This window comes from Nocardia sp. NPDC060255, assembly GCF_042727395.1.
In the GTDB taxonomy this organism is placed as follows: Bacteria; Actinomycetota; Actinomycetes; order Mycobacteriales; family Mycobacteriaceae; genus Nocardia.
The window spans coordinates 18744-41234 of record NZ_JBHXAU010000030.1; the positions used below are offsets into that span (position 1 = coordinate 18744).

20 protein-coding genes are annotated in these 22491 nt (G+C 66.9%); 8 read left to right on the forward strand and 12 right to left on the reverse strand.

Annotation, left to right across the window (positions count from 1 at the left end; genetic code table 11):
* Positions 1 to 15 precede the first annotated feature (15 nt).
* The 4 genes from ACFWF1_RS37180 to ACFWF1_RS37195 all read right to left on the reverse strand — a co-directional run bounded on the left by ACFWF1_RS37180 (position 16) and on the right by ACFWF1_RS37195 (position 4459).
* Positions 16 to 756 carry a 16S rRNA (uracil(1498)-N(3))-methyltransferase gene (locus ACFWF1_RS37180; RefSeq protein WP_379282566.1) on the reverse strand — a complete coding sequence of 247 codons (741 nt, stop codon included), beginning with the start codon at positions 754 to 756 and terminating at the stop codon, positions 16 to 18.
* Entirely contained in the window at positions 757 to 1911 is a 1155-nt protein-coding gene (dnaJ, locus tag ACFWF1_RS37185; RefSeq protein WP_379282565.1) for a molecular chaperone DnaJ, read from the reverse strand. It lies immediately after the preceding gene.
* A 141-nt stretch (positions 1912 to 2052) separates the two neighbouring features.
* Positions 2053 to 3084, reverse strand: coding sequence for a heat-inducible transcriptional repressor HrcA (hrcA, locus tag ACFWF1_RS37190; RefSeq protein ID WP_357382850.1), 1032 nt, complete (start codon positions 3082 to 3084; stop codon positions 2053 to 2055).
* A 208-nt stretch (positions 3085 to 3292) separates the two neighbouring features.
* A complete protein-coding gene (locus ACFWF1_RS37195) occupies positions 3293 to 4459 on the reverse strand; it encodes a DUF3558 family protein (protein ID WP_379282564.1) in 1167 nt (388 codons plus the stop codon).
* 640 nt (positions 4460 to 5099) lie between these two features.
* On the opposite strand from ACFWF1_RS37195, the gene ACFWF1_RS37200 reads away from it, so the two are divergent.
* The gene (locus tag ACFWF1_RS37200; protein WP_379322263.1) at positions 5100 to 5972 is read left to right on the forward strand and encodes a helix-turn-helix domain-containing protein; all 873 of its coding nucleotides are present in this window, start codon (positions 5100 to 5102) and stop codon (positions 5970 to 5972) included.
* A 108-nt stretch (positions 5973 to 6080) separates the two neighbouring features.
* On the opposite strand, the gene ACFWF1_RS37205 is transcribed toward ACFWF1_RS37200, so the two are convergent.
* Entirely contained in the window at positions 6081 to 7157 is a 1077-nt protein-coding gene (locus tag ACFWF1_RS37205; protein WP_379282562.1) for a DMT family transporter, read from the reverse strand.
* A 1125-nt stretch (positions 7158 to 8282) separates the two neighbouring features.
* Between ACFWF1_RS37205 and ACFWF1_RS37210 the strand changes: the two genes are divergently transcribed.
* Positions 8283 to 9560: a helix-turn-helix domain-containing protein gene (locus ACFWF1_RS37210; RefSeq protein WP_379282561.1), complete on the forward strand. Its 1278-nt coding sequence runs from the start codon at positions 8283 to 8285 to the stop codon at positions 9558 to 9560.
* A gap of 30 nt (positions 9561 to 9590) precedes the next feature.
* On the opposite strand, the gene ACFWF1_RS37215 is transcribed toward ACFWF1_RS37210, so the two are convergent.
* The 5 genes from ACFWF1_RS37215 to hemW form a co-directional block, all read right to left on the reverse strand.
* The gene (locus tag ACFWF1_RS37215; protein WP_379322262.1) at positions 9591 to 10463 is read right to left on the reverse strand and encodes a histidine phosphatase family protein; all 873 of its coding nucleotides are present in this window, start codon (positions 10461 to 10463) and stop codon (positions 9591 to 9593) included.
* 36 nt (positions 10464 to 10499) lie between these two features.
* Positions 10500 to 11303: an alpha/beta fold hydrolase gene (locus ACFWF1_RS37220; protein ID WP_379282558.1), complete on the reverse strand. Its 804-nt coding sequence runs from the start codon at positions 11301 to 11303 to the stop codon at positions 10500 to 10502.
* 239 nt (positions 11304 to 11542) lie between these two features.
* Complete coding sequence (locus ACFWF1_RS37225) at positions 11543 to 12361, reverse strand: alpha/beta hydrolase (protein WP_379282557.1); 819 nt, start codon at positions 12359 to 12361, stop codon at positions 11543 to 11545.
* A 225-nt stretch (positions 12362 to 12586) separates the two neighbouring features.
* Positions 12587 to 12796, reverse strand: a complete 210-nt coding sequence (locus ACFWF1_RS37230; protein WP_107654883.1) for a hypothetical protein — start codon at positions 12794 to 12796, stop codon at positions 12587 to 12589.
* A gap of 322 nt (positions 12797 to 13118) precedes the next feature.
* On the reverse strand, positions 13119 to 14294 hold the full coding sequence (gene hemW / locus ACFWF1_RS37235) for a radical SAM family heme chaperone HemW (protein ID WP_379282893.1): 1176 nt from the start codon (positions 14292 to 14294) through the stop codon (positions 13119 to 13121).
* A gap of 375 nt (positions 14295 to 14669) precedes the next feature.
* Between hemW and ACFWF1_RS37240 the strand changes: the two genes are divergently transcribed.
* From ACFWF1_RS37240 to ACFWF1_RS37265, 6 genes are all read left to right on the forward strand, one after another.
* Positions 14670 to 14762, forward strand: a complete 93-nt coding sequence (locus ACFWF1_RS37240) for an Ms4527A family Cys-rich leader peptide (protein WP_357382870.1) — start codon at positions 14670 to 14672, stop codon at positions 14760 to 14762.
* A gap of 177 nt (positions 14763 to 14939) precedes the next feature.
* Positions 14940 to 16754, forward strand: coding sequence for a nitrite/sulfite reductase (locus tag ACFWF1_RS37245; RefSeq protein WP_379282555.1), 1815 nt, complete (start codon positions 14940 to 14942; stop codon positions 16752 to 16754).
* 37 nt (positions 16755 to 16791) lie between these two features.
* Complete coding sequence (locus ACFWF1_RS37250) at positions 16792 to 17511, forward strand: phosphoadenylyl-sulfate reductase (protein ID WP_379282554.1); 720 nt, start codon at positions 16792 to 16794, stop codon at positions 17509 to 17511.
* Positions 17508 to 18470 (forward strand): sulfate adenylyltransferase subunit CysD, encoded by a 963-nt coding sequence (cysD, locus tag ACFWF1_RS37255; RefSeq protein ID WP_379282553.1) that lies wholly within the window; start codon positions 17508 to 17510, stop codon positions 18468 to 18470. The genes ACFWF1_RS37250 and cysD overlap by 4 nt, the downstream gene beginning before the upstream one ends.
* Positions 18470 to 19765, forward strand: a complete 1296-nt coding sequence (locus ACFWF1_RS37260; RefSeq protein WP_379282552.1) for a sulfate adenylyltransferase subunit 1 — start codon at positions 18470 to 18472, stop codon at positions 19763 to 19765. Before cysD ends, ACFWF1_RS37260 begins: the two co-directional genes overlap by 1 nt.
* A 1-nt stretch (position 19766) precedes the next feature.
* Positions 19767 to 20624, forward strand: coding sequence for a sirohydrochlorin chelatase (locus ACFWF1_RS37265; protein ID WP_379282551.1), 858 nt, complete (start codon positions 19767 to 19769; stop codon positions 20622 to 20624).
* Between the two features lie 25 nt (positions 20625 to 20649).
* Here the strand turns inward: ACFWF1_RS37265 and ACFWF1_RS37270 are convergent, their stop codons facing one another.
* Both ACFWF1_RS37270 and ACFWF1_RS37275 read right to left on the reverse strand, forming a co-directional pair.
* Positions 20650 to 21273 carry a TetR/AcrR family transcriptional regulator gene (locus ACFWF1_RS37270; protein WP_379282550.1) on the reverse strand — a complete coding sequence of 208 codons (624 nt, stop codon included), beginning with the start codon at positions 21271 to 21273 and terminating at the stop codon, positions 20650 to 20652.
* Positions 21274 to 21476: 203 nt separating this feature from the next.
* The gene (locus ACFWF1_RS37275; protein WP_379282549.1) at positions 21477 to 22421 is read right to left on the reverse strand and encodes a helix-turn-helix transcriptional regulator; all 945 of its coding nucleotides are present in this window, start codon (positions 22419 to 22421) and stop codon (positions 21477 to 21479) included.
* Positions 22422 to 22491 lie beyond the last annotated feature (70 nt).

Sequence of the window (22491 nt, forward strand, 5' to 3'; positions counted from 1 at the left end):
CCCAGCCGAAGGGTTCTACCAGCGGGGAGTCAAGGCACCGAGGGCGCCGAGGGCGACGGCCGCAGCCGTTGAAGTGCGGAGCACGGTAGGGCCGAGCAGGACGATGTCCGCCCCCGCCTCGGACAGAGCTGCCAGTTCAGAGCCGTCGAGACCGCCTTCAGGACCGACTATCAACACGACTTCGGGGGCGTCGGCGAACAAGAGTTCGGTGAAGCGGCCGGTGCCGGATTCGTGCAGGGCGGCGACGATTGCGCCGTCCGCCTTGGACTTTCGGATCAGCTCGACCAGGTCGCGGGTGCGGTGCAGGTCCGCTATCTCGGGGATGTAGGGGCGGCGGGATTGGCGGGCGGCCGAGCGGGCGGCGGCGCGCCATTTGTCGACGGCCTTGCCCGCCTTGCCTTCCCAGTTGGCGATGCAGCGGGCGGCCTGCCACGGGACGATGGTGTCGGCGCCCGCCTCGGTCATCAGCTCGACGGCTAGTTCCGAGCGGTCCGACTTCGGCAGCGCTTGAACGACCGTCACGCGCGGCGAAACCGGTTGCGCCACAGCGCGATTCAGTACCCGCAGGTCCAGCCGGTCACGTTGTGCCGCAACGACTTCCGATTCGGCGAGCACACCGCGCCCGTCCGACAACGTGATCGGCTCGCCGACCCGGATGCGGCGCACCGTGGCGGCGTGCCTGCCCTCCGGGCCGTCGAGCACGGCGATGGCGCCCGGTTCGGGCACCTCGTCGAGGTAGAAGACCGTCGCGGCCAATCAACGCCCGCTGAACGAGGCCCGCAGCCTGGCGAACAGGCCACTGTTGTGCTCGGACTGGGTGGACATGACCTCGGCGCGCTCGCTCGGGCGCATGCCCTTGTACTTGCGCAGCAGTTCGGTCTGCTTGCCGTCCAACTTGGCCGGGATCACGATGTCCAGGTGCGCGAGCAGATCACCGCGCGCGCCGGAGCGCAGCCGCGGCATGCCGTGCCCGCGCAGCACCGAGACCTCGCCCGGCTGGGTGCCCGGCGCGATGGTCAGTTCGGTGGGGCCGTCCAGGATGGTGTCGATCACCACGGTGGTGCCGAGCGTGGCGTCGACCATCGGGACACGGATGGTGCAGTGCAGGTCGTCGCCGTCGCGGACGAACACATCGTGCGGCTGCTCGACGATCTCCACGTACAGGTCGCCGGCGTGCCCGCCGCCGGGACCGACCTCGCCCTGCGCGGCGAGCCGCACCCGCATGCCGTTCGCGACACCGGCCGGGATCGGCGCGGCGATCTCGCGACGCGCGCGCACCCGGCCGTCGCCACCACACTTGTGGCACGGATCAGGGATGGTCTCACCGGCGCCGCGGCAGGTCGGGCAGGGGCGCGAGGTGAGCACCTGGCCGAGGAACGAACGCTGCACGGATTGCACTTCGCCTGCGCCGCCGCAGGTTTCGCAGCGCACCGGCTTGGACTTGCCGTTGGTGCCCGCGCCGGTACACACATCGCACAGGATCGCGGTGTCCACCGTCAGATGCTTGGTCACGCCGACCGCGCATTCGGCCAGGCTGAGCCGGGTGCGCAGCAGCGAGTCCGCACCGGGCTGCACCCGGCCGCGCGGCTTGCGCGCGCCACTCGAGGCGTTCATGCCGCCGAAGAACGCCTCGAAGACGTCGCCGAGGCCGCCGAAGCCCGCGCCCGAGAAGCCGCCGCCGCCACCGCCACCGGACTCCAGCGGGTCACCGCCGAGGTCGACGATGCGCCGCTTCTCCGGATCCGACAACACCTCGTAGGCGGCCGACACTTCCTTGAACTTGGCCTGCGCCGTCTCATCCGGGTTGATGTCGGGATGGAGTTCCCGCGCCAACTTGCGATAGGCGCGCTTGATCTCCTGGTCGGTCGCGTTCTTCGCGACGCCGAGCAGTCCGTAGTAGTCCCGTGCCACTTGAGTTCTCTAGTCCTTGGTCGTTCTCGACAGTGCCGACGGTGCTTCACCGCTCCAACCGCATGCTGATGGCCAGCATTAGTCGGATGCACTCAACTTTATCCGGCCGGAAGTACGAGGGTATCAGCGGCATCGGAGCCGTCAGCGTTCGGCGAGGACCTCGCCGATGTACCGGGCGACGGCCGCCACCGAGGCGATGGTTCCCGGATAGTCCATCCGAGTGGGGCCGAGCACACCCATGCCGCCGAGGATCGCGCCGGAGGTGCCGTAGCCGGTCGACACCACCGAGGTGCCGCGCATCTGCTCGACCTGGGTCTCCTCGCCGATGCGCACGGTCACCGTGCCAGGCTGTTGCGCGGCGGCCAGCAGCTTGAGCACGATCACCTGCTCCTCCAGCGCCTCGAGCACGTCGCGCAGCGAACCAGGGAAACCGAAATCGGCAGCGTTGCGGGTCAGGTTGGCAGTGCCGCCGAGCACCAGGCGTTCCTCCGGATGCTCGACCAGCGTCTCCACCAACACCGTCGACACCCGGATCAATACATCGCGCAGGCGCAGCGGCGCCCGCTCGGGTAGCTCCGCGACCGCTGCGGAGGCGTGTGCCAGCCGCTTGCCGTCCATCGCACCGCCGAGCATGCCGCGTAGCGCGGCCAAGTCCTCGTCATCGATGAGCGCGCCGAGTTCCACCAGCCGCTGATCGACCCGGCCGGTGTCGGTGATCACCACCAGCAACAGCCGCGCGGGATTCAACGCGACCACCTCGATGTGCCGCACCGTCGACGCGGACACCGACGGATACTGCACCACCGCGACCTGCCTGGTCAGCTGGGCCAGCAGCCGGACACCGCGACGCAGCACGTCATCGAGATCGACGCCCGACTCCAGGAATTCCATGATCGCGCGCCGCTCCGCCCCCGACAGGGGCTTCACCTCGGCGATCCGGTCCACGAACTGCCGGTAGCCCTTGTCGGTGGGGATGCGCCCGGAACTGGTGTGCGGCTGCGTGATGTAGCCCTCCGCCTCCAGCACCGCCATGTCGTTGCGCACGGTCGCGCTGGAAACACCCAGATTGTGCCGCTCGACCAGACTCTTCGACCCGATCGGCTCCTTGGTCGCGACGTAGTCCGCGACGATCGCGCGCAGGACCTCGAAGCGCCTGTCCTCGGTGCTCGACATCGGCCCCACCTCCTCGCTTCGTCCTCGGGTACGCCGCCGCTCCTCGCACAACACCATACGAATACCGGCCCGTCTGCTTAACCAGTCTAATTGCCTATACCCGAATCGCCCCCTTGCAGCGCTGGGGTAGGGGGCGCGGCCCGAATCGCTGGAACCGATGGCGGCTCAGTGCGTCGGTATTTGTGACGTCGCAACGGGGGTGTCCGCATCAGGGGATCGCGTGCAGCACCGACGGGGTGATCTGGGCCGCTTGGGTGCAGGCGTCGAAGGGGAAGGGTGGGCTGGCGGGCGCGAGATTCACCGAAACGGTGAGCAGATGCGCGTTGCCGGCGGTCGGTGGATCGGCTCGGCGGTAGTTCAACGTTATTGCGCAGCTGGAGTTTTGGCGGGTGGGGTCGGTGGACTGGACCGTGCGCAGCTCGATGCCGGTGAATCCCTCCACGTTCGTGTGCCGCGCGTATTGGATGGACTGGCCGCCGTCGAGGCCGGACGGCAGGCGCAGGACCTCGCCCGTCTTGACCATCTGCTCGCTGGTCTGGTCGAAGGAGACCTCGACGGTGGTGCGGTTCGCGCCGCCGGGCTGGACCAGGGTGATCGCGCACTTGTAGGCCCCGGGCCAGCCGACCGAGGTCATCTGCCAGCCGGAGAACTGTGCGGTGATCGGCACGGTGGCCGCACAGGGGTTGCGCTGCACCAGCGATCGTCCGGCCTGATCGTCCATCACGTGTGGCGGCAATGCCAGCAGGCCGTCGATGGTTGCGGCCAGGTATTCCCTGGTGAAGCTGCAGGGCTGCGACCAAGGAACAGGAGTCTTCGCCGAGCCTGCCACCTTGGCGACGCTGAGGAAGTGCGCGAATCCGGTGTCCGCGGCCGGGATTCGGTAGTCGCAGCTGTACGCGTCGGGTCGGTCGTCGCTGCTCGCGCTGCGATATACGGTGTGGCCGTTGATCTGTTCGGCCTTGTCCGCCGCGCGTTTGTCCGAGGTGTAGAGCTTGCCGAGTTCCAGGTTGAACGAGTAGTAAGCGTCATCGGGGGCGCTGAGTATCAATCCGCACCCGGTCCAGCCGCTGCCGCGGTCCATGCCCGGGCTGCGGTCGAAGCGCTGGAATACGCCGAGGCGCTCGGCGTATTCGCGGTTCAGCAGCGCGCACGGGTCGGTGGCGCGGATCCGCGCCATCAGGTCGGGCGTACCGGGCGCGATGGCGGCCAGTTCTGCCGAACCCGGCGTCCCTACCTGCGCTTTCGCCGCCCGTGGTGCGGTCGACTCGGCGGTGGTTCGCGCGGTCGACCCTTTCGAGATGGTGCCGCATCCGCCCAGCGCGACGACGGCCGTGGCAATCGCTACCACGGCCGCCCAGCGCCGACTGCCGCCCACTATCAACGGCAACTCCCTCGGCTTATCGAACGATCCACGGCAGGTTAACCCAATAATGGGCGCTCTCTTGTTAATTCTCGAATACCCGGCGAATCGTGACCCAATCAATGCCGGAATCCATGCCAGGCGAACAAAACTCATGATCAACAGGGGTGGGCGGCGGTGACCGATCCTCAGCACTTGGCTTCTCCTCGGCAACAAGCCGCACCTGACCGCCCCCACATCCGTTGTGGCGGTCGGGTGCTCGCCGCTGGCGTCTCGTAGCGACGCGCATGCCCCATGGGGGCCGCGTCCGAAATTGCCGGCCGGTGTGCGGTCGCGGAGTGGCCGACGGTCGAGTCCTGAGCGGGTGGGCGGCCGGTGGATGCCGAGCGAAGAGGGCGGTCTGCGGATGCCCCTCCGAGTGGACCTGAACCCGCTCTCGCAGATAAGGTTTCAGTACTTCGATGACACGGACCGGGGCACGCCTTCAGTAGCGCACCGGAAATGATCGGCGGGAACGTTCCCAGTGGTGGAGCCAGCGCACATTCGCCAGGTTCCAAGGATTCCCGTCATGCGGTTCCAGTTGCATACCTGGCCAATAGAGAGGCTACGAAAGGGAATTGCCGTGACCCCCACCGGATCGACCCTCCCGCGACGCATGCTGGCACGTCAGCTACGCGAGCTCCGGGAGCATTCAGGAGTCAGCGCGGAATTCGCCCGGCAGGCGATAGGCGTTGGCAAGCAAACACTCTGGCGGATGGAAACCGGGCAACCCGTCCGATTGAATCCGTTGTTCATCGAGCGGCTGTGCGCGGTATACGGCGCGCGCGACGACGTGACGCGGGCGCTGCTCGGGTTGGCGGAAGAGTCGCATCGCACCGGATGGTGGCGGGCGTATGGGGATGCCATTCCGAAGCACTCCGATTCGTTTGTCGGGTTGGCGGAGGCGGCGAAGCGGATTGTTTCGTATCAGACGGTGCTGCTGCCGGGGTTGTTGCAGACCGATGCGTATCAGCGCGCGATGACCTGCGTGAACTCCCCCACAATGGCGACCACCGAAGTCGAACGGCGCATCGAACTGTTCGCTCGCAGAAAGGCTCGGCTGACCGATGCCGGCAACCCGTTGACCGTCGAGGCCATCCTGGACGAATGCGTCCTACGCCGCGCAATCGGCGGCCCGGCCGTGATGGCGGATCAGCTCGATCACCTGACCCGAGTCGGTGCACTGCCCAACGTCTCGGTGCGGGTGATCCCGCTGGCGGCAGCGGCGTACGGCGGACTTACCGTCGGCCCGTTCGTGCTGCTCGAATTCCCCAAGCACCCAACGGCACATCTCACCGAGCCGCCGATTGTCTACCTGCAGAACCACACCAGCGCGCTATACCTCGACAAACCCGACGAGGTGAACCAGTACCAGCAAGCACATATCGACCTGAAGCGTTCCGCATTGACCGAGCCCCGCAGCCGCGCACTCATCCGCAAAATCGCAAACGAGTACGCAGCGCACACAGCCCTACCGACAGCCGTCTGATTCACGAGCACACCCGCGCAACGACTTGACGTACGAAACCCACTCTTGACTCGAGCTGCAGCATGCTTCAAGAGCGTGCAACCTGCGTCAAGTGTGCTGGTGGGGTGGTCAACTGGCGGCGCTGCGTTGTGCTCGCTCGTTTGCGGGGTCGTTGGTCCAGGCTCCGATCCAAGACTGACTGGCCGTGAGTTCCGCTTCGCGCTGGGCGCGCGACTGTTCGCCGTCGTCGGATCGGTACATTCGAAGCACCGGTGGTGCCGGTTCGGCGGTGGCTAGGGTGGCGAACTCCGGTTCTCGTACGGCGAGGGGGATCGGCACGGGCTCATCGGCTTCGGGTTCGACCTCGGCGGGGGCGGTGCGGCCGTCGAGCAGGTTGAGCGCGAGTGCGCACAGCACGATCACCGCCCCACCCAGGATTCCACTCCAGGTGGGCACCTGACCGAAGAAGACCAGCCCGAACAGCAAACCCCACACGCATTCGACGGTCAGCATGTTGCCGCTGAGCACCGCGTCGACGCGGTCGAACGAATAGTTGATGAGAAAAACATTCAGCACGCTGAGCACGCCGGCGAGACCGACTGCGGCCCATAGCATTACCGCTGAGGTGTGCGACGTAATATGCGGAATGCCGTCTCCCTGTACAACAGAAGTCAGCACCACGCCTACCGCGCCGACGCCGAGGGTCAATGCGGTGAGCTCGTGATTGTTCAAAGTGCCGTCGTGCCAACCTCGTCCGAGATAACCCAGCGACATTGCCACCATGGCGACCAACGCGAGCAAGTTGCCGTAGTTCAGTGAACTCGCGGCACTACCACCGAATCCCGACAGTATCGCGACACCAACGGCGGAGCCGCCGACGAAGACAATCCGGACGGCGGAGACGCGCACGCTACGCAACAGCATCCCGAGTGCGGAGACCAGCGGGAGGGCGGCGATGAACGAAATGTCGCTCACCGCCGTCATTCCCGCGGCCTTGGAAAATAATGTGGTCCCTACTACGTACAGCAGGACGGTGCGTCCGACGATGACACACCATTCCCGCATGCGGATCCGAAGTATGGTGCGCCAGCGGATCCACCGACTGAATACGACTATCGAGATGAAGAACGCCAGGCCTGTTCGAAGATAGACCTGCTGGGCGGGAGTGAAACCGCTACCGAGATAACGGGACAGCACCGTGAGCATGGCGAAAGACGCGGTTAACAGGACCAGCGCTCCGATACCGCGCAGGTCAGTTGACTGTCTGCTTTGTACGATCGCGGACCCGTTGATGTCGCTCACATTACCGATATGATCGACACCCGGAACCGTACTCCCGGGTATTTTTTACATGATTGCCGCAGCTACAACGGTATGGGGCTGAACAAGTCCCGCTGCGGCATCACGTGCCCGTGCGTGCCTCACTTAGGTGGCATTTCGACTAGGCGGAACCCCCTGCGGCATGGCGTAACCAGAGACGCCGCCGGTCTGTGCGGCAGTTGCAGCGCCGTCCGCGGGCCAGCCAACCGGCCAGTATCCAAGCGGCTGCCAAAACCGTCACAGCCGTGGTGTTCATTGCCGAGGCGCAGGTCACGAAGGTGGCCAGAGCGGTCACCGCAGTCGCGATAGGCGTCATTACATGCACCATCTTGTGGGCGAATGACACTTGGTCATCCTCGTCGGCGGTGCACTCCGGGTCTGCCAGGACCCTACCGACGATGACGATTCTTTTCATGCCCCCAGGGTGCCGCTGATCGCTACGACCGGCCAGGGATTGCCCCGCCCTTGCGCGCCAGGCGTGCAGAACGCGCTGTTTATGGACGAAAGACCAGTACACGGATACGGTCGGAAGCACGGACAACGCAAATCCGTGCGCTCGTCCGGATAGTTGAACAGCAGTGATCTGGAGATGTTGTGAGCGAGCGTCAGCGAGCGAACCGACAAAACAGCGCGCTCTCGCTGGACGGAACTCAGGGCTTAGCAGGGTAAGCCGTGGGTATGCAGCGTGAGCAAGCGATCCGACTACACAGTGCACCTTCGCGCACGAGGGAGCTCAGGGCTAGCAGGGTGAGCCGTGAGCGAGCGAATGGAGAACATAGTGCGCCCTCGCGCATGACCGGGCTCGACGCCAGCAGGGTGAGCCGAGAGCGACATGCGCGAGCGAAACAACACGATGCGCCTTCGCGCACGAGCTCAGGGCTAGCAGGGTGAGCCATGGGTCCGCGTGAGCGAGCGAAACAGCAGTACAACGCGCCTTGGCGCAGCGCACCTACCGACAACACAGCGTGCGTCCGCGTAATGCTGAGGTGAGGGCAGCAAGGGGGAATTGGAATGAACGGGCCGCACAGCATCGCGTGCGGAAGACGGGTGGTCCGCGAGTACGAGGCCGCCGGTGGATCGACCTGGGACCAGGTACACGCGGTCCGGTCGCACTGCGGCGTCTCGTTGCTGCGGGCCCATCGCATCGCGTACGGGTTCACTCTCGTCGATGTCGCGCACCGATTGCAGGAGATCGTCACGGCTGACGGGTCGTCGTGCCGAGGACTGTCGCATCAGAGCGTGTCCCGCTGGGAAACCGGCTTGGATATGCCGTCGTATCAGTTCCTCGACGCGCTGTGCCGGTTGTATCGCACCCGGCCGGACCGGCTCGGCTTCGGTCACGACTACACCGACGACGATCCTCCGCCCGCGCCACCGCCGAGTCGCTTGATCGTCACTCCCGCTTCGCAAGTCGGCTCCACCGCGCGAGATACCGTGCGCGCGTTGGAGGAAGGTCTCGAACTCAGCGGCTACCTCGTCTACGTCCAGCCGCCCTCGGAATACATCCCGGCGCGGATGCGCGATCTGGCCCAGGTCCAGCAGGTGAAGCTGACCGACCACTCCGCGGATCTGCGGCGCAGGCTACACCGGATCGAGGCAATCATCGCTGGGCTCATCGCTTTTCGGCTCAACGACGTCGCTGATCTGCACGACACCTTCATGTGGTTCGCCAAGGCGCGCCGCGCCGCCAGGCAAGCCGGCGACCCGACGCTCGAGGCCTGGCTGGCCGGACACATGGCGCACACCCACGAGTGCTATCGGCATGCGCTCGACCAGGGTTTGACAGCGGCTCGTTCGGCGCAGGCGGCCAGCGGCCGCGGTCCGACGGCGGCGGGCGTGTTCGGCCTGCTGGCCGAGGCGGGCATCCAGGCCAGGATCGGGCGGCGCCGGGATGCGCTGGAGGCGGTCAACGCGGCGGATCGGATGTTCGCCGCGCTGCCCGACACGGCGACGACCGACGACAACCTCGGCACCTCCGAATACATTCTGCGCTGGCATCAATCGCATGCGCTGAGCTCGATCGGCGACTGGCGGGCGGCCGAGTCGATCCGTGATCGGATGCTCGAATTGCCGATGGCCGAGAAGGATCAGGTCGGGCGAGCGCTGCTCGATCTCGACATGGCTACCCTGTGGACCAGGCAGGGCGAGCTGGACCATGCGCGCGAACAGATCCGGCAGGTCTGGCAGTCGTTGCCGCCGGAGCTGCGGGTGGGTCAGGTTCGCCGGAACGTCTCGCAACTCGTGGTCAGCCTTCCACAGGCGATGCGGGACAACATCATCGAGCGTTGAGCTCAGCACCGACTCGTGGTTCAGTCAGGCTTACGGCAGGTGAGTGCGCTGATCGTAGGTCAGTAGGTGGTAGCCGTCGGCGGCGTGCTGCCAGCTGGTGATCGAGCCGTTGCCTGCCAAGCCGGCTTCGGCGAGAGTGAGAACCGCTGTGTCGGTGAGGTTTTCGACGAGTTGACGAAGGAACAGGACTATCGCGTCGTGTGCCACGATCAGTACGCGGCGGTGGCGGTGGTCGGCTGTGAGATCGGTGACGACTCCCCGTAGCCGGTCGGCGACGTCGCGGAACGACTCGCCGCCGGGCGGGCGGTAGCCGAGCGGGTCGCGGGCTTCCTTCGCGGGTTCCTCGGGGAAACGCTCGCGCACGACGGCGGGCGAGAGGTGATTGAATTCGCCGCGGTGCCGGTCATAGAGGCGCTGGTCGATGTGGTGGCACGGCAGATCACGGTTCGCGGCGCGCAATTCCCGCTCGGCGAGTTGCCAGGTCTGCACGGCTCGCAAGTACGGCGAACACAGCACCAGGTCGGGCAGCCGGTCCGAGTCGAGGGCGGCGAACCACCGGCCGACGGCGGTCGCCTGCCGCTTGCCCAGATCCGTGAGTGCGATGGACATGTCGTCGGACTCGATCGGTGTATTCGTGGCAAAAGCTGCGTTCGCGGTACTTTGCCCGTGCCGGACCGCGTACAGCAGGTCGACGGATCCGGAGTTCGCCGGATGTGGGCAGGATGCCGCAAATTGACCCTGCTCCCAAGTATTTTCAGTATCGGATCGCACGCCTCCCCCTTCGTGATCACGCTGAATTATGCGCCCTCCCCCACCGCCCACCCCAGCAGCGCCGTGCCGAACCTCGCCGGTGAGGTCGAGGCGCCCACGGGCCGTCGGCGGTACGGACCGTCGCTGCGCCACACGGAGCGCGAGTGCGGCGCGGCGACGATCCGGGTCTCAGCGTGGGACGGCTGCCTCTACTACCGCGGCGACCTCGGCGGGATGGGAGACCAGCGAGGCGTGCGACGAGTCCACCTCACTCGTGTGGGCGCCCATGCGGTTGGCCATAAACCGTTGGGAGGCAGGGGGAATCACTCGGTCGGCGGCGGAGACGAGGTACCAGCTGGGTGTGCCGGTCCAGGCGGGTGCGCCGGAGGGCTCGAGGTTGGCCGCGATCGCGATGGAGTGCTGGTGCGCGATCATGTCGGCGGCGGTGGCGGGGCTGACATCCTGGGCGAAGACGGCATTGAAGCTGCCGGGCGCGACGAAGCCGTCGAGGTTCTTGCCCGCGATGCCGGTGGCGTCGTCGACGATGCCGAGTTGCAGGACCGGCGGGAGCAATTGGCTGCCGGGGAAGCGGATCGGGTCGAGCAGCAGCTGGGCGGGCTCACCCTGCACCGGAGCGAAAGCCGCTATGTAGACCAGGGATTCGACCTTCGGGTCGTGCACGTTGCTGATCACGGCACCACCATACGAATGGCCTACCAGCACAACGGGTCCGGAGATGGTGTCGAGGGTGCGCTGGATGGCGGCCGCGTCGTAGGCCGGACCGCGCAGCGGATTGTCCGGTGTCACAACGCGATAGCCCTGCTCACGCAATGTGGCGGCGACGCCGTTCCAGCTGGTGGCGTCGGCGAAGGCGCCGTGCACGAGCACGATGGTCGGGAGCGGTGCGGCACTGGCGGGAACAGCCGCCAAGGTCGTCGCGGCAGTGATCGCCACCGCCGCCACGGCTGCCCGCAGAGTGCGAGTGAGGTGCATGGTTGTCCTGTCGGGTCGGGTTTCGCGGCCGGGCGGTACGCGAGGAGGTCCAGCAGGTCGGTAATGAACGTCTGCTCGAACTCGCCGCGCAGGCCGTGCGATGCGTCAGCGTAGACCTTCAGCTGGGATTTCGGCAGGTCTACGCGCTGTTGGGGACCCCATCCGGCAGTCGTCCGGATGCGGGCCGCGCCGACCTGATCACGTCACCGTGCGCGGACCAGCACCGCGACCTCGATCGGCTAGGCGGTGAGGCTGGCGGGGAGGTTCTGCGCGGTCAGGAAATCCAGTGCGGTGTCGGCGATTTCGCGCCAGCCGTGGTCCGCGGGCATGGAGTGGCCGCGATCGGCGAAGACGACCAGTTCGGTGACGCCGGGATTCTTGCGCTGAATGTTGTATTCGGAGCGGACTGTCGCTTCCGGCACGAGGCGGTCGCGGCCACCGGCCAGCATGAGCAGGGGGCCGCGTTCACGCTTGGTGTCGACACCGGCTTCGCTGTTCGGCGTGAAATTGGCCAGGCCCGCCTGGAACAGGGGGCGAGCCGGGGCGGGGATGCCGTGGGTGGCGAACAGTTTGTCCGATTCCTCGCGGGGGATCGCGTTGGCGAAGGCGCGGTGATAGCTCTCCGGCGTGTGTGACCACGTCTTGCCGCGCAGCCAGGGCTTGCTCAGTACCGGGAGCACGCTCTTGACCTGGGCCAACGGCAAGGTCAGCACGCCGCGAAACTGGGCGGGGTTGATCGCGACACATCCAGCGGCCGCGCCCGAGCCGAGCAGTTTCTGCGCGATCAAGCCGCCGAAGGAATGGCCGATGACCACGGGTGGCGTCGGCAGGTCGGCGATGAATTTCGCGTAATGCTCGGTGACTTCGCCGATGCCGCGATTGTTCAGCGCATCCGGGTTCTTGCGGGTGGCGTCGGCGGTCTCGGCGTCACCCGGCCAGCCCGGGGCGAAGGTCTGATAGCCCGCGCGGTCGAACGCGTCGAGCCAGGCGCCCCAACTACTGCTGTGCATCCATAATCCATGGATGAACACGACCGGACGTGCGGTGGGATTCGACACGAAAACCTCCTAGGACGGCGCTGTACACGATCTGCGCGACTGCGGCGGGCAGTGGAATGATCAGCAGCGGCTGGAGCGGGTCCGGACCAGCTGACGCGTCCGGACAGCAGACACCGCACGACCTCAATGATCGCGCGGCGCTGGAGTTTTCGTGACCCGTTCGCACCCGGCGCTCGCGCACCGCGGACGGGCGGTCTCCCCGCGAAAGGCTAGGGAGGTTTTCGACTAGTCGCAGACCCTGGCTTGCTTGCCGGCGAGTGCGTCCAAGCCGAGCATCGCCAATAGGGACTGGCAATCATCGGCATTTTGTGAATAGCTGGCAACGGTGCGTGCGGCCACCGCGCTCTGTCGCGCAGTTTCGGCCTTTTCATTTGCCCGCGCCTCGGCGAATTCGCCCGGTTCGTGGATGAGGGTGATGTGTCGTGCCGGGGACATGAATCTCCTTGGGGTTGATCGAAGCCTACAAGGCGGGCTCGCTCCGCGACAGCCGAACCAACCCAGCAGTTCGCTGAACAGGGTCAGGCGGGCGGCGCAGAGCCGGCAACCGAGCGGCCGGTGCGGCGGGTCGACCGGGGATAGCTACCGCTCTCGCCCCGGTGGTGGGGCGCTTTACGGACGCCCCGGAGGAGCCGAGCCCACTTGACACCGACAGCGGTCTCGATGATCAGCAAACCGGTCCGGCTGTCGCACCGCGGCGCCCCGGCCGGTGTGCGATGAGCGTTGCGTCACATGCTCGCGGAAACGAGTCGCCCGGCACTCAGGGGACGAGGAGTTGACGGACGACGCCATCGGCCAGGAGTCGGCCGCGGTCGGTGAGGATGAGGTGGTCGGCCGTGCGTGTCGCCAGGCCGTCGGCGACGACCCGGTCGGCGGCGGCCGAGCCGGCGGGGTCGAGGTCGGCGAGGGGCAGGCCGGTGCGGAGGCGGACGGCGAGCATGACCCGTTCGGTGTAGCGCTCGTCGGGGGTGAGGGTTTCCCAGCCCGCGGCGGGGAGGCCGCCGTCGGTGACGCGGTCGGCGTAGCGGGCGGGGTGTTTGATGTTCCACCAGCGGACGCCGCCGACGTGGCTGTGCGCGCCGGGCCCGGCGCCGAGCCAGTCGCCGCCGTCCCAGTAGCCGAGGTTGTGCCGGCAGGCCGCGGCTTCGCCTGCGGCCCAATTGGATACCTCGTACCAGGTCAAGCCTGCGGCGGTGAGGCGGGCGTCGATGCGTTCGTAGCGGGCGGCGAGCACGTCGTCGTCGGGGGCGGGGAGTTCGCCGCGGCGCACGCGGCGGGCCAGTGCGGTGCCGTCTTCGACGATCAGCGAGTAAGCGGAGACGTGGTCGACGCCCGCGTCGAGCACCGCATCGAGGCTGGCGTCGAGGTCGCCGTCGCGTTCGCCCGGGGTGCCGTAGATCAGGTCGAGGTTCACGTGCTCGAACCCGGCGGCGCGGGCTTCCTTCGCGGCCGCGACCGCGCGACCGGGGGTGTGCGTGCGGTCGAGCACTTTCAGCACGTGGGCGGCGGCGGATTGCATGCCGAGCGAGATTCGGGTGAAGCCGGCCGCGCGGAGTCGCCCGAAGAATTCCGGCGAGGTGGATTCCGGGTTGGACTCGGTGGTCACCTCGGCGTCGGCGGCGAGGGTGAAGTTCGCGCGCACGGCGTCGAGCACCGCGGCCAGCCCGTCGCCGCCGAGCAGCGAGGGGGTGCCGCCGCCGACGAAGATCGTCGCGACCTCGGGCGTCGCCGACGGCAGCCCCGCGAACTGCTGTGCCGCCGTGGCCAACTCACCCCGCAGCGCTTCGAGCCAGGACTGCGGCGACGCGGACGTCCCGAGTTCACCCGCCGTGTAGGTATTGAAATCGCAGTATCCACACCGCGTCGCACAGAACGGCACATGCACGTAGATCCCGAACGGACCGCCCCCGAAGTCACTCAACACCGGTCCGGACATCTCGGTGCCGACAGGGATAGTCGCAGGTGAACTCACCCCTCTAGTGTGCAGGTCCCCCGCCACCCGCCCGCCTCCGGGCGACCCACCGCCGACATCGAGCCGGACGAATGTTCCCGCATCCAAGAGACCAACCCACGAGACTCATGGTGCCCACTGTCATACCTGAAGTGGCCTTCAGGTCAACTCCGATCTCGCGTTCGCCGACCGTGACGCGGTTCACTTCTGCCGGATCGGCCGCATCAACCGCCGCCCTCGCGGGGTGATCTATGACTGGCGTCACATATCGGGTCAACGGTGCAGGGGATTTCCCGCAAAACTGCGGAAAATACGGACACCCCGTCGGAAGGCTGCCGCTGAGGTGGCACAATAGGCTCCATGCGCGCATCGGGAGTACGACTTGTGGCACGTCGCCACGTCGACTACAAGCGCGTCTGTAGTGCCTGCTGTCTGACCGAATCCCCTCGGTAGCTCAGCGACGCCCATCCCCGGGTCTTTCCCGGCGATCCCGATATTCGACTTCATCGGTCCGCTGACACCGCAGGTGCGAGTCAGCCCAGCGCCTACCCACCCCGCTGGCTCCGCCAGCTACCGTCCCCCTTGGCGCCCCCAGCACGGATATCAATAACCCCCGCAGGAGCGACCCCTATGACGTCGAGTACCGACGCCGGTGCGACCGACCAGTCCGGCCCCGAATCCCGGCCCGGCCACCACACGCGCCCCGACCGGCCCGCCTCCGAGCGCCGCGTCCGCCCCGACCGCCCGCGCGCCGAAACCGCCGCGACCGCGCCGCGCGCCCGCAGCGGCAAGCCGGTGCGCCGCAAGGCCGAGGGCCAATGGGCACTCGGCTATCGCGAACCGCTGAACCCGAACGAACAAGCCAAGAAGGACGACAACCCGCTCAACGTCCGCGCCCGGATCGAGAACATCTACTCGAAGCAGGGTTTCGACAGCATCGACAAGGGCGACCTGCGCGGCCGGTTCCGCTGGTGGGGTCTCTACACCCAGCGCGAACAGGGCTACGACGGCAGCTGGACCGGCGACGAGAACCTGGACCTGCTCGAGGCCAAGTACTTCATGATGCGCATCCGCTGCGACGCGGGCGCGTTGACCGTCGAGCAGCTGCGCACCCTCGGGCAGATCTCCACCGAGTTCGGCCGCGACACCGCGGACCTCTCCGACCGCGAGAACGTGCAGTACCACTGGATCGAAGTGGAGGACGTCCCGGAGATCTGGCAGCGGATCGAAGCGGTCGGGCTCAAGACCACCGAGGCGTGCGGCGACTGCCCGCGCGTGGTGCTCGGTTCGCCGCTGGCCGGTGAATCGCTGCACGAGATCATCGATCCGACGCCTGCGATCGACGAGATCGTGCGCCGCTACATCGGCAAGAAGGAGTACTCCAACCTGCCGCGCAAGTTCAAGACCGCGATCTCGGGCCAGCAGGACGTGGTGCACGAGATCAACGACATCGCGTTCGTCGGGGTGAACCATCCCGAGCACGGGCCGGGCCTGGACCTGTGGGTCGGCGGCGGGCTTTCGACGAATCCGATGCTGGCACAACGGGTCGGCGCGTGGGTGCCGCTCGACGAGGTGCCGGATGTCTGGGAAGCCGTGGTGTCGCTCTACCGCGACTACGGCTACCGCCGCCTGCGCACCAAGGCGCGACTGAAGTTCCTGGTCAAGGACTGGGGCATCGAGAAGTTCCGCGAGGTGCTCGAAGAGAAGTACCTGAAGCGCAAGCTGATCGACGGCCCCGCTCCGGAGCAGCCGACCAAGCCGATCGATCACGTCGGCGTGCAGCGGCTGAAGAACGGGCTCAACGCGGTCGGGTTCTCCCCCATCGCGGGCCGGGTGTCGGGCACCATCCTGACCAAGGTCGCCGACGCGGTCGAGCGGATCGGGTCGGACCGGATCCGGTTCACGCCGTACCAGAAGCTGATCGTGCTCGACGTCGCCGACGACAAGGTTGACGCGCTGATCGACGAGCTGGCGCCCCTTGGGCTGCAGGCCCGTCCGTCGCTGTGGCGGCGAAACCTGATGGCCTGCTCGGGCATCGAGTTCTGCAAGCTGTCCTTCGCCGAGACGCGCAAGCGGTCGCAGGTGCTGGTGCCCGAACTCGAGGGGCGGCTGGCGGATCTCAATGCGCAGCTGGATGTTCCGGTCACCATCAACATCAACGGCTGCCCGAACTCCTGCGCGCGGTCGCAGATCGCCGACATCGGGTTCAAGGGCCAGCTGGTCGACGACGGCAGCGGGAATCACGTGGAGGGCTTCCAGGTTCACCTGGGTGGCAGCCTCGGCTTCGACAGCGCCTTCGGGCGCAAGCTGCGTCAGCACAAGGTGACCAGCGACGAGCTCGGTGACTACATCGAGCGGGTGGTGCGCAACTTCACCAAGCACCGCGAGGACGGCGAACGGTTCGCCCAGTGGGCCGTTCGTGCCGACGAGGCCGATTTGAAATGAGCCTCGATTGCGCCGGGCACGTGATGGGAGATCAACTGTGACAACCGAACTGGTGGCGAAGCTGGCCGAGGACGAGCTCCGGGCCATCGCGGAGAAGGGCGCCGCCGACCTCGGGACGGACGCGTCCGCGCTCGAGCTGCTGCAGTGGACCGAGAAGCATTTCGGCTCCGGCTACATCGTCGCCTCGAACATGCAGGACGGCGTGCTGGTGCATCTGGCCGCACAGGTTCACGCGGGTGTGGACGTGCTGTTCCTGGATACCGGCTATCACTTCGCCGAGACCATGGGCACCCGCGACGCCGTCGAGGCGGTGTACGGGGTGAACGTGATCAACGTCCGGCCCGAACACACTGTCGCCGAACAGGATCAGTTGCTCGGCAAGGATTTGTTCGGACGCGATCCGGGTGAGTGCTGCAGGCTGCGCAAAGTTGTTCCCTTGCAGAAGTCCCTGGCCGGATACAACGCGTGGGTCACCGGCATCCGCCGGGTCGAGTCGCCGACGCGGGCCAACGCGCCGCTCATCTCGTTCGACGAGGCCTTCGGGCTGGTGAAGATCAATCCGATCGCCGCCTGGTCCGACGACGCGATGCAGGACTACATCGAAGCACACGGCATCCTCGTCAATCCCCTTGTCGAGGAAGGGTATCCGTCGATCGGCTGCGCGCCGTGCACGCGGAAGCCGGAGCCGGGAGCCGATCCACGAAGCGGGCGTTGGGCCGGCCTCGCCAAGACCGAATGCGGGTTGCACCAGTCATGACGGAGACCATTGTGAGTGAACTGCTAGGCGAGTCCTCGAACACGACCCAGCGTGCTTTCGGCATTACGGATTTCGATACTCTGGCCGCGCTGGAGTCCGAGTCGATTCACATTTTCCGTGAGGTGGCAGGGGAATTCGAGCGGCCGGTGATTCTGTTCTCCGGCGGCAAAGACTCGACCGTGCTGCTGCATTTGGCGCTCAAGGCTTTCTGGCCCGCGCCGTTGCCGTTCTCGCTGCTGCACGTCGATACCGGGCACAATCTGCCCGAGGTGCTGGCGTTCCGGGACAAGATCGTCGAGCGGTACGGGCTGCGGCTGCATGTCGCCAAGGTCGAGGACTACCTCGCCGACGGCAGGCTCACCGAGCGGCCGGACGGCATCCGCAACCCGCTGCAGACCGTTCCGCTGCTGGACTCGATCAGCGAGCATCGCTTCGACGCGGTGTTCGGTGGCGGGCGCCGCGACGAGGAGCGTTCCCGGGCGAAGGAGCGAATCTTCTCGCTGCGCAACGCCTTCGGGCAGTGGGATCCGAAGCGGCAGCGGCCCGAGCTGTGGAACCTGTACAACGGGCGGCACGCGCCGGGCGAGCATGTCCGGGTGTTCCCGTTGAGCAACTGGACCGAACTGGACATCTGGCGCTACATCGCCCGTGAGGACATCGATCTGGCGAGCATCTACTACGCGCACCAGCGTCCGGTGTATCAGCGTGACGGTATGTGGATGACGCCTGGCGTGTGGGGCGGACCGCGCGAAGACGAAGCGCTGGAAACGCTTTCGGTGCGCTATCGCACCGTCGGCGACGGATCCTCCACCGGCGCCGTGCTTTCCGATGCGGCCGATAACGCGGCGATTCTCGCCGAGGTGGCCGCGTCCCGACTGACCGAACGTGGCGCTACCCGTGGTGACGACCGGGTGTCGGAAGCCGCGATGGAAGACCGTAAGCGAGAGGGTTATTTCTGATGTCCGACCTATTGAGGCTGGCCACCGCCGGTTCTGTCGACGACGGTAAGTCCACTCTGGTCGGGCGTCTGTTGTACGACACGAAATCCGTGCTGGCCGACCAGATCGACGCCGTCACCCGCGCGTCGGTGGACAAAGGTCTTGCCACGCCGGATCTTTCGTTGCTCGTGGACGGGCTGCGCGCGGAGCGTGAGCAGGGCATCACCATCGATGTCGCCTACCGCTACTTCGCTACGCCGCAGCGGTCGTTCGTGCTCGCGGACACTCCCGGGCACGTGCAGTACACGCGGAACACGGTGTCGGGCGCGTCGACCGCGCAGCTGGTGATTCTGCTCGTCGACGCGCGCAAGGGCGTTATCGAGCAGACCCGCAGGCACGCCGCGGTACTCGCGCTGCTCGGGGTGCCGAAGCTGGTGCTCGCGGTGAACAAGATCGACCTCGTCGACGACGCGGCGGCCGTGTTCGCGGAGATCTCCGCCGAATTCAACGGGCTCACCCGCACACTCGGCTGGTCCGACGACGACGTGCTCGAGATCCCGGTCTCCGCGCTGCACGGCGACAACATCGCCACCCGCTCCGACAGCACCCCGTACTACAGCGGTCCCTCGCTGATCGAGCACCTCGAATCGGTGCCCGTCGACGCCGACAGCACCGGCAATCACACACTGGGACTTCGCTTTCCGGTGCAGTACGTGATCCGGCCGCGCACCGCCGAATACCCCGACTACCGCGGCTACGCCGGCCAGATCGCCGCCGGTGCGGTCGCCCCGGGCGACGAAGTGGTGGTGCTGCCCTCCGGGATTCGCACCACCGTCGAGCGGATCGACACTCCGGACGGTGAACTCGCCGTCGCGCAAACCGGCCGCAGCGTCACGCTGATCCTGGCCGACGACGTCGACATCTCCCGCGGCGACACCATCGCCTCGGTCGCCGACGCCCCCGAGCCCATCGACACCTTCGACGCCACCGTCTGCTGGCTCGGCGACAAGCCGCTGCACCCCGGCGCCCGCCTGCTCCTCAAGCACGGCACCCGCACCACCCAGGCCATCATCGGCACCCTCCTCGAGCGCTTCGACGAACAGCGCCTGATCGCCGCCCCCAACCCGGACTCCTTGGCCCTCAACGACATCGGCCGCATCTCCCTGCGGGTAGCCGAACCCCTCGCCGTCGACGACTACCGAGTAAACCGCCACACCGGCAGCTTCCTGCTCATCGACCCCGCCGGCGGCAACACCCTCGCCGCAGGCCTCGTCGGCGACGTGCTGTCGGCCGTCGAGGTCGGCACCGGAGTCTGACATGACGAACCCGTTCAGCATCGCGGCGCAGCCGGCCGTCCCGGCAGCAGTGCTGCCGCATGCGCCCGCTGTGCTGAACATCGCAGGTGCCCCGCTCGGGTTCGAGGTTTCGCCGAAGCACGGCAGGTCAGCTCTGATCGCGGTGGCGCACGGTAGTCGGGATCCGCGGTCGGCGGCGACGATGGCGGCTGTTGTCGCAGAGGTCGCGGCGGCACGGCCGGAGGTCGATGTGCGGTTGGCGTTTCTCGACCTCAATGCGCCATCGGTGGAGCAGGTTGTGGATGCTGTTGCGGCGCAGGGACATACCCGCGCTGTGGTCGTGCCGCTGTTGCTGGGGAATGCGTTCCACGCTCGGGTGGATCTGCCTGGGCTGCTTGCTACCGCGCATGGCCGGCATCCGCAGTTGCAGTTGACTCAGGCCGAGGTGCTCGGGCCTGATGGTCGGCTGATCGGCGCGCTGCGAGATCGGCTGTCGGAAGCGTCGTCCTCGATGCGAGATCCGTTGGGCCGCCTAGGTATCGCCGTCGCCGCCGTCGGCTCCTCCTCCCCCGCCGCCAACGCCCGCACCGCCGACGTGGCCCGCCGCCTGGCCAGGCTCACCGGTCACCTTACCGAGATCTGCTTCGCCACCACCGAACCGTCACTGCCCCAGGCTATTTCGCGCCTGCGCACCCGCGGTGCCGACGACATTCTCGTCGCACCATGGTTCCTGGCACCGGGCTTACTCACCGACCGTCTCGTGACCGCCGCCCCGGGCGTAGTCCACGCCGACGTCATCGGCCCGCACTCGGCGCTCACCGATATCGTCTGGAACCGCTACGACGCCGCGATCTCGAACGCTCTCACACTGTCGGCCTGACCGAAGTGTCCGCAGAGACCGGCGCTCAGCTCAACAGGTTGTCGACAATGGAGCGTGCCGTCGCAACACCCCACTCGTCACCCATCTGGTGCGCGGTGTGGGCCGCGCCGATCACCGCGGCTAGCTCGAAGGCGATCACATCGGCATTGCGTTCGCCGAGGTGGCCTTGCTCCTGAGCGCGCCGGATCTCGTTGGCCAGGAAGGTCAGGAAGTCGCGATTGTCCGCCGAGATGGCGTCTCGGACGGGTCCGGGACGACTGTCGAACTCGGCGATGGTGGCCACCCGGAAGCAGCCGCCGGGAAAGGCGGGCTCGGCAACCTGGCCGAACCAGCGATCGATGAGCACGCGCAGGCACGGCATGCCGCTGTCCTCGTCCAGGCTCGGCGTGATCACCTGGTCCAGAAACACGTCACGCGCCGCCTTGACCGCGGCCAGCTGCAGGCTCTCCTTGCTGCCGAACAAGGTCGCAATGCCGCTCTTACTGAGCCCGAGATCGGCGGCCAGCCTGCCGATACTCACGCCGGTCAGCCCCTCGACGGACGCCACATCGGCGGCATGGCGGGCGATCGAAGCCCGCGATCGCGCCCCTTTGGCCAAACGCTGATCAGTGCCTTGCTGCCGGTCAGCAGCGGTAGTGGACTCGGACATCTGCCCATTCTTCCACGAAATCCCGCGAATACGAACGCACGGTCGTACTTCAATAACGATCCCACGCCCACATCCCCGGATATGCGCAGCTCGTGTAGCCGAGCCAGTCAGATGCCGCACTCCATTCGAGCAAGGGACGCACCGACGCAGTAGTGGATGCCGTGACGGTGCGGCCCAACCGAGCGGGGTGGAGATTTCGGGGCTCATGCCTGGTAGCGGTCGACGAGTTCGGTGCCTATCCGGGCTAGTTCGGTGCGGACTTCGGGTGGGTCCAGGACCTCGATGGAGGCGCCCCAGCCTGCCAGTTGCTGGGCGAGCATCCAGGCGGTGGGGGCGGTGACTTGGACTCGGATGCGGCCGTCGTCGATCGGGCCGTCGACTACACAGTGACGGCCCTGTTGGTTTCGGAGAATCGGGAGTAGGCGGTCGGAGATGAGGACGGTGGCGGCGGTGGCGGCTCGGCGTTGCTCCAGTTCGTCCACTACCTCGTTCCAGGTGGCGGAGAGGTCGAAATCGGTTGGGCGGTGGGCGGGTTCGTCGGTGACGGTGGCTTCGGTGATGCGGTCGATGCGGAAGGTGCGTTGGCCGTGGTCGGTGCCCGCGATGAGGTACCAGATGGCGTCCTTGTCGATGAGGCCCCATGGATCTACGAGGCGCTCGGTGTGTTCCCCCTTCTTGCTGGCGTAGCGCAGCCGAACCTTGTTGCGCTGCACCACGGCTCGCTGTAGCAGCGCGACGACCGGCGGCAGTTCCCGGTCCGTCTGGCCCCATCGGGCCGGGTCGATCACCACCGCGTCGGCGGCCGCGGCGGCGTCGGTGCGGAAGGGTTGCGGTAGGGCTCGAACCAGTTTGCGCAGCGCCGATTTCACCTCCGGCACCGCGTTGGCCGACGGACCGGCCAGCAGGAACAACGCCCGCGCCTCCCCCGCGGTCAAGCCGGTGAGATCGGTGCGCGCGCCGCCGACCAGCGACCATCCGCCGCCGCGCCCCGGCTGCGGGTACACCGGGACACCCGCCGTCGACAACGCCTCGAGGTCGCGGCGCGCGGTGGCGACCGACGTTTCCAGTTCCTCGGCGACTTCGGCGGCGGTCACCCGTCCGCGCGTCTGCATCATCAGCAGGATCGCCACCAATCTGTCCGCTCGCATGCGCACAATTCTGCCGGAAAAAGTGCTCATTCGGTGAGCACTTAAGGGCGGAGGATGGTTTCTACAAGCA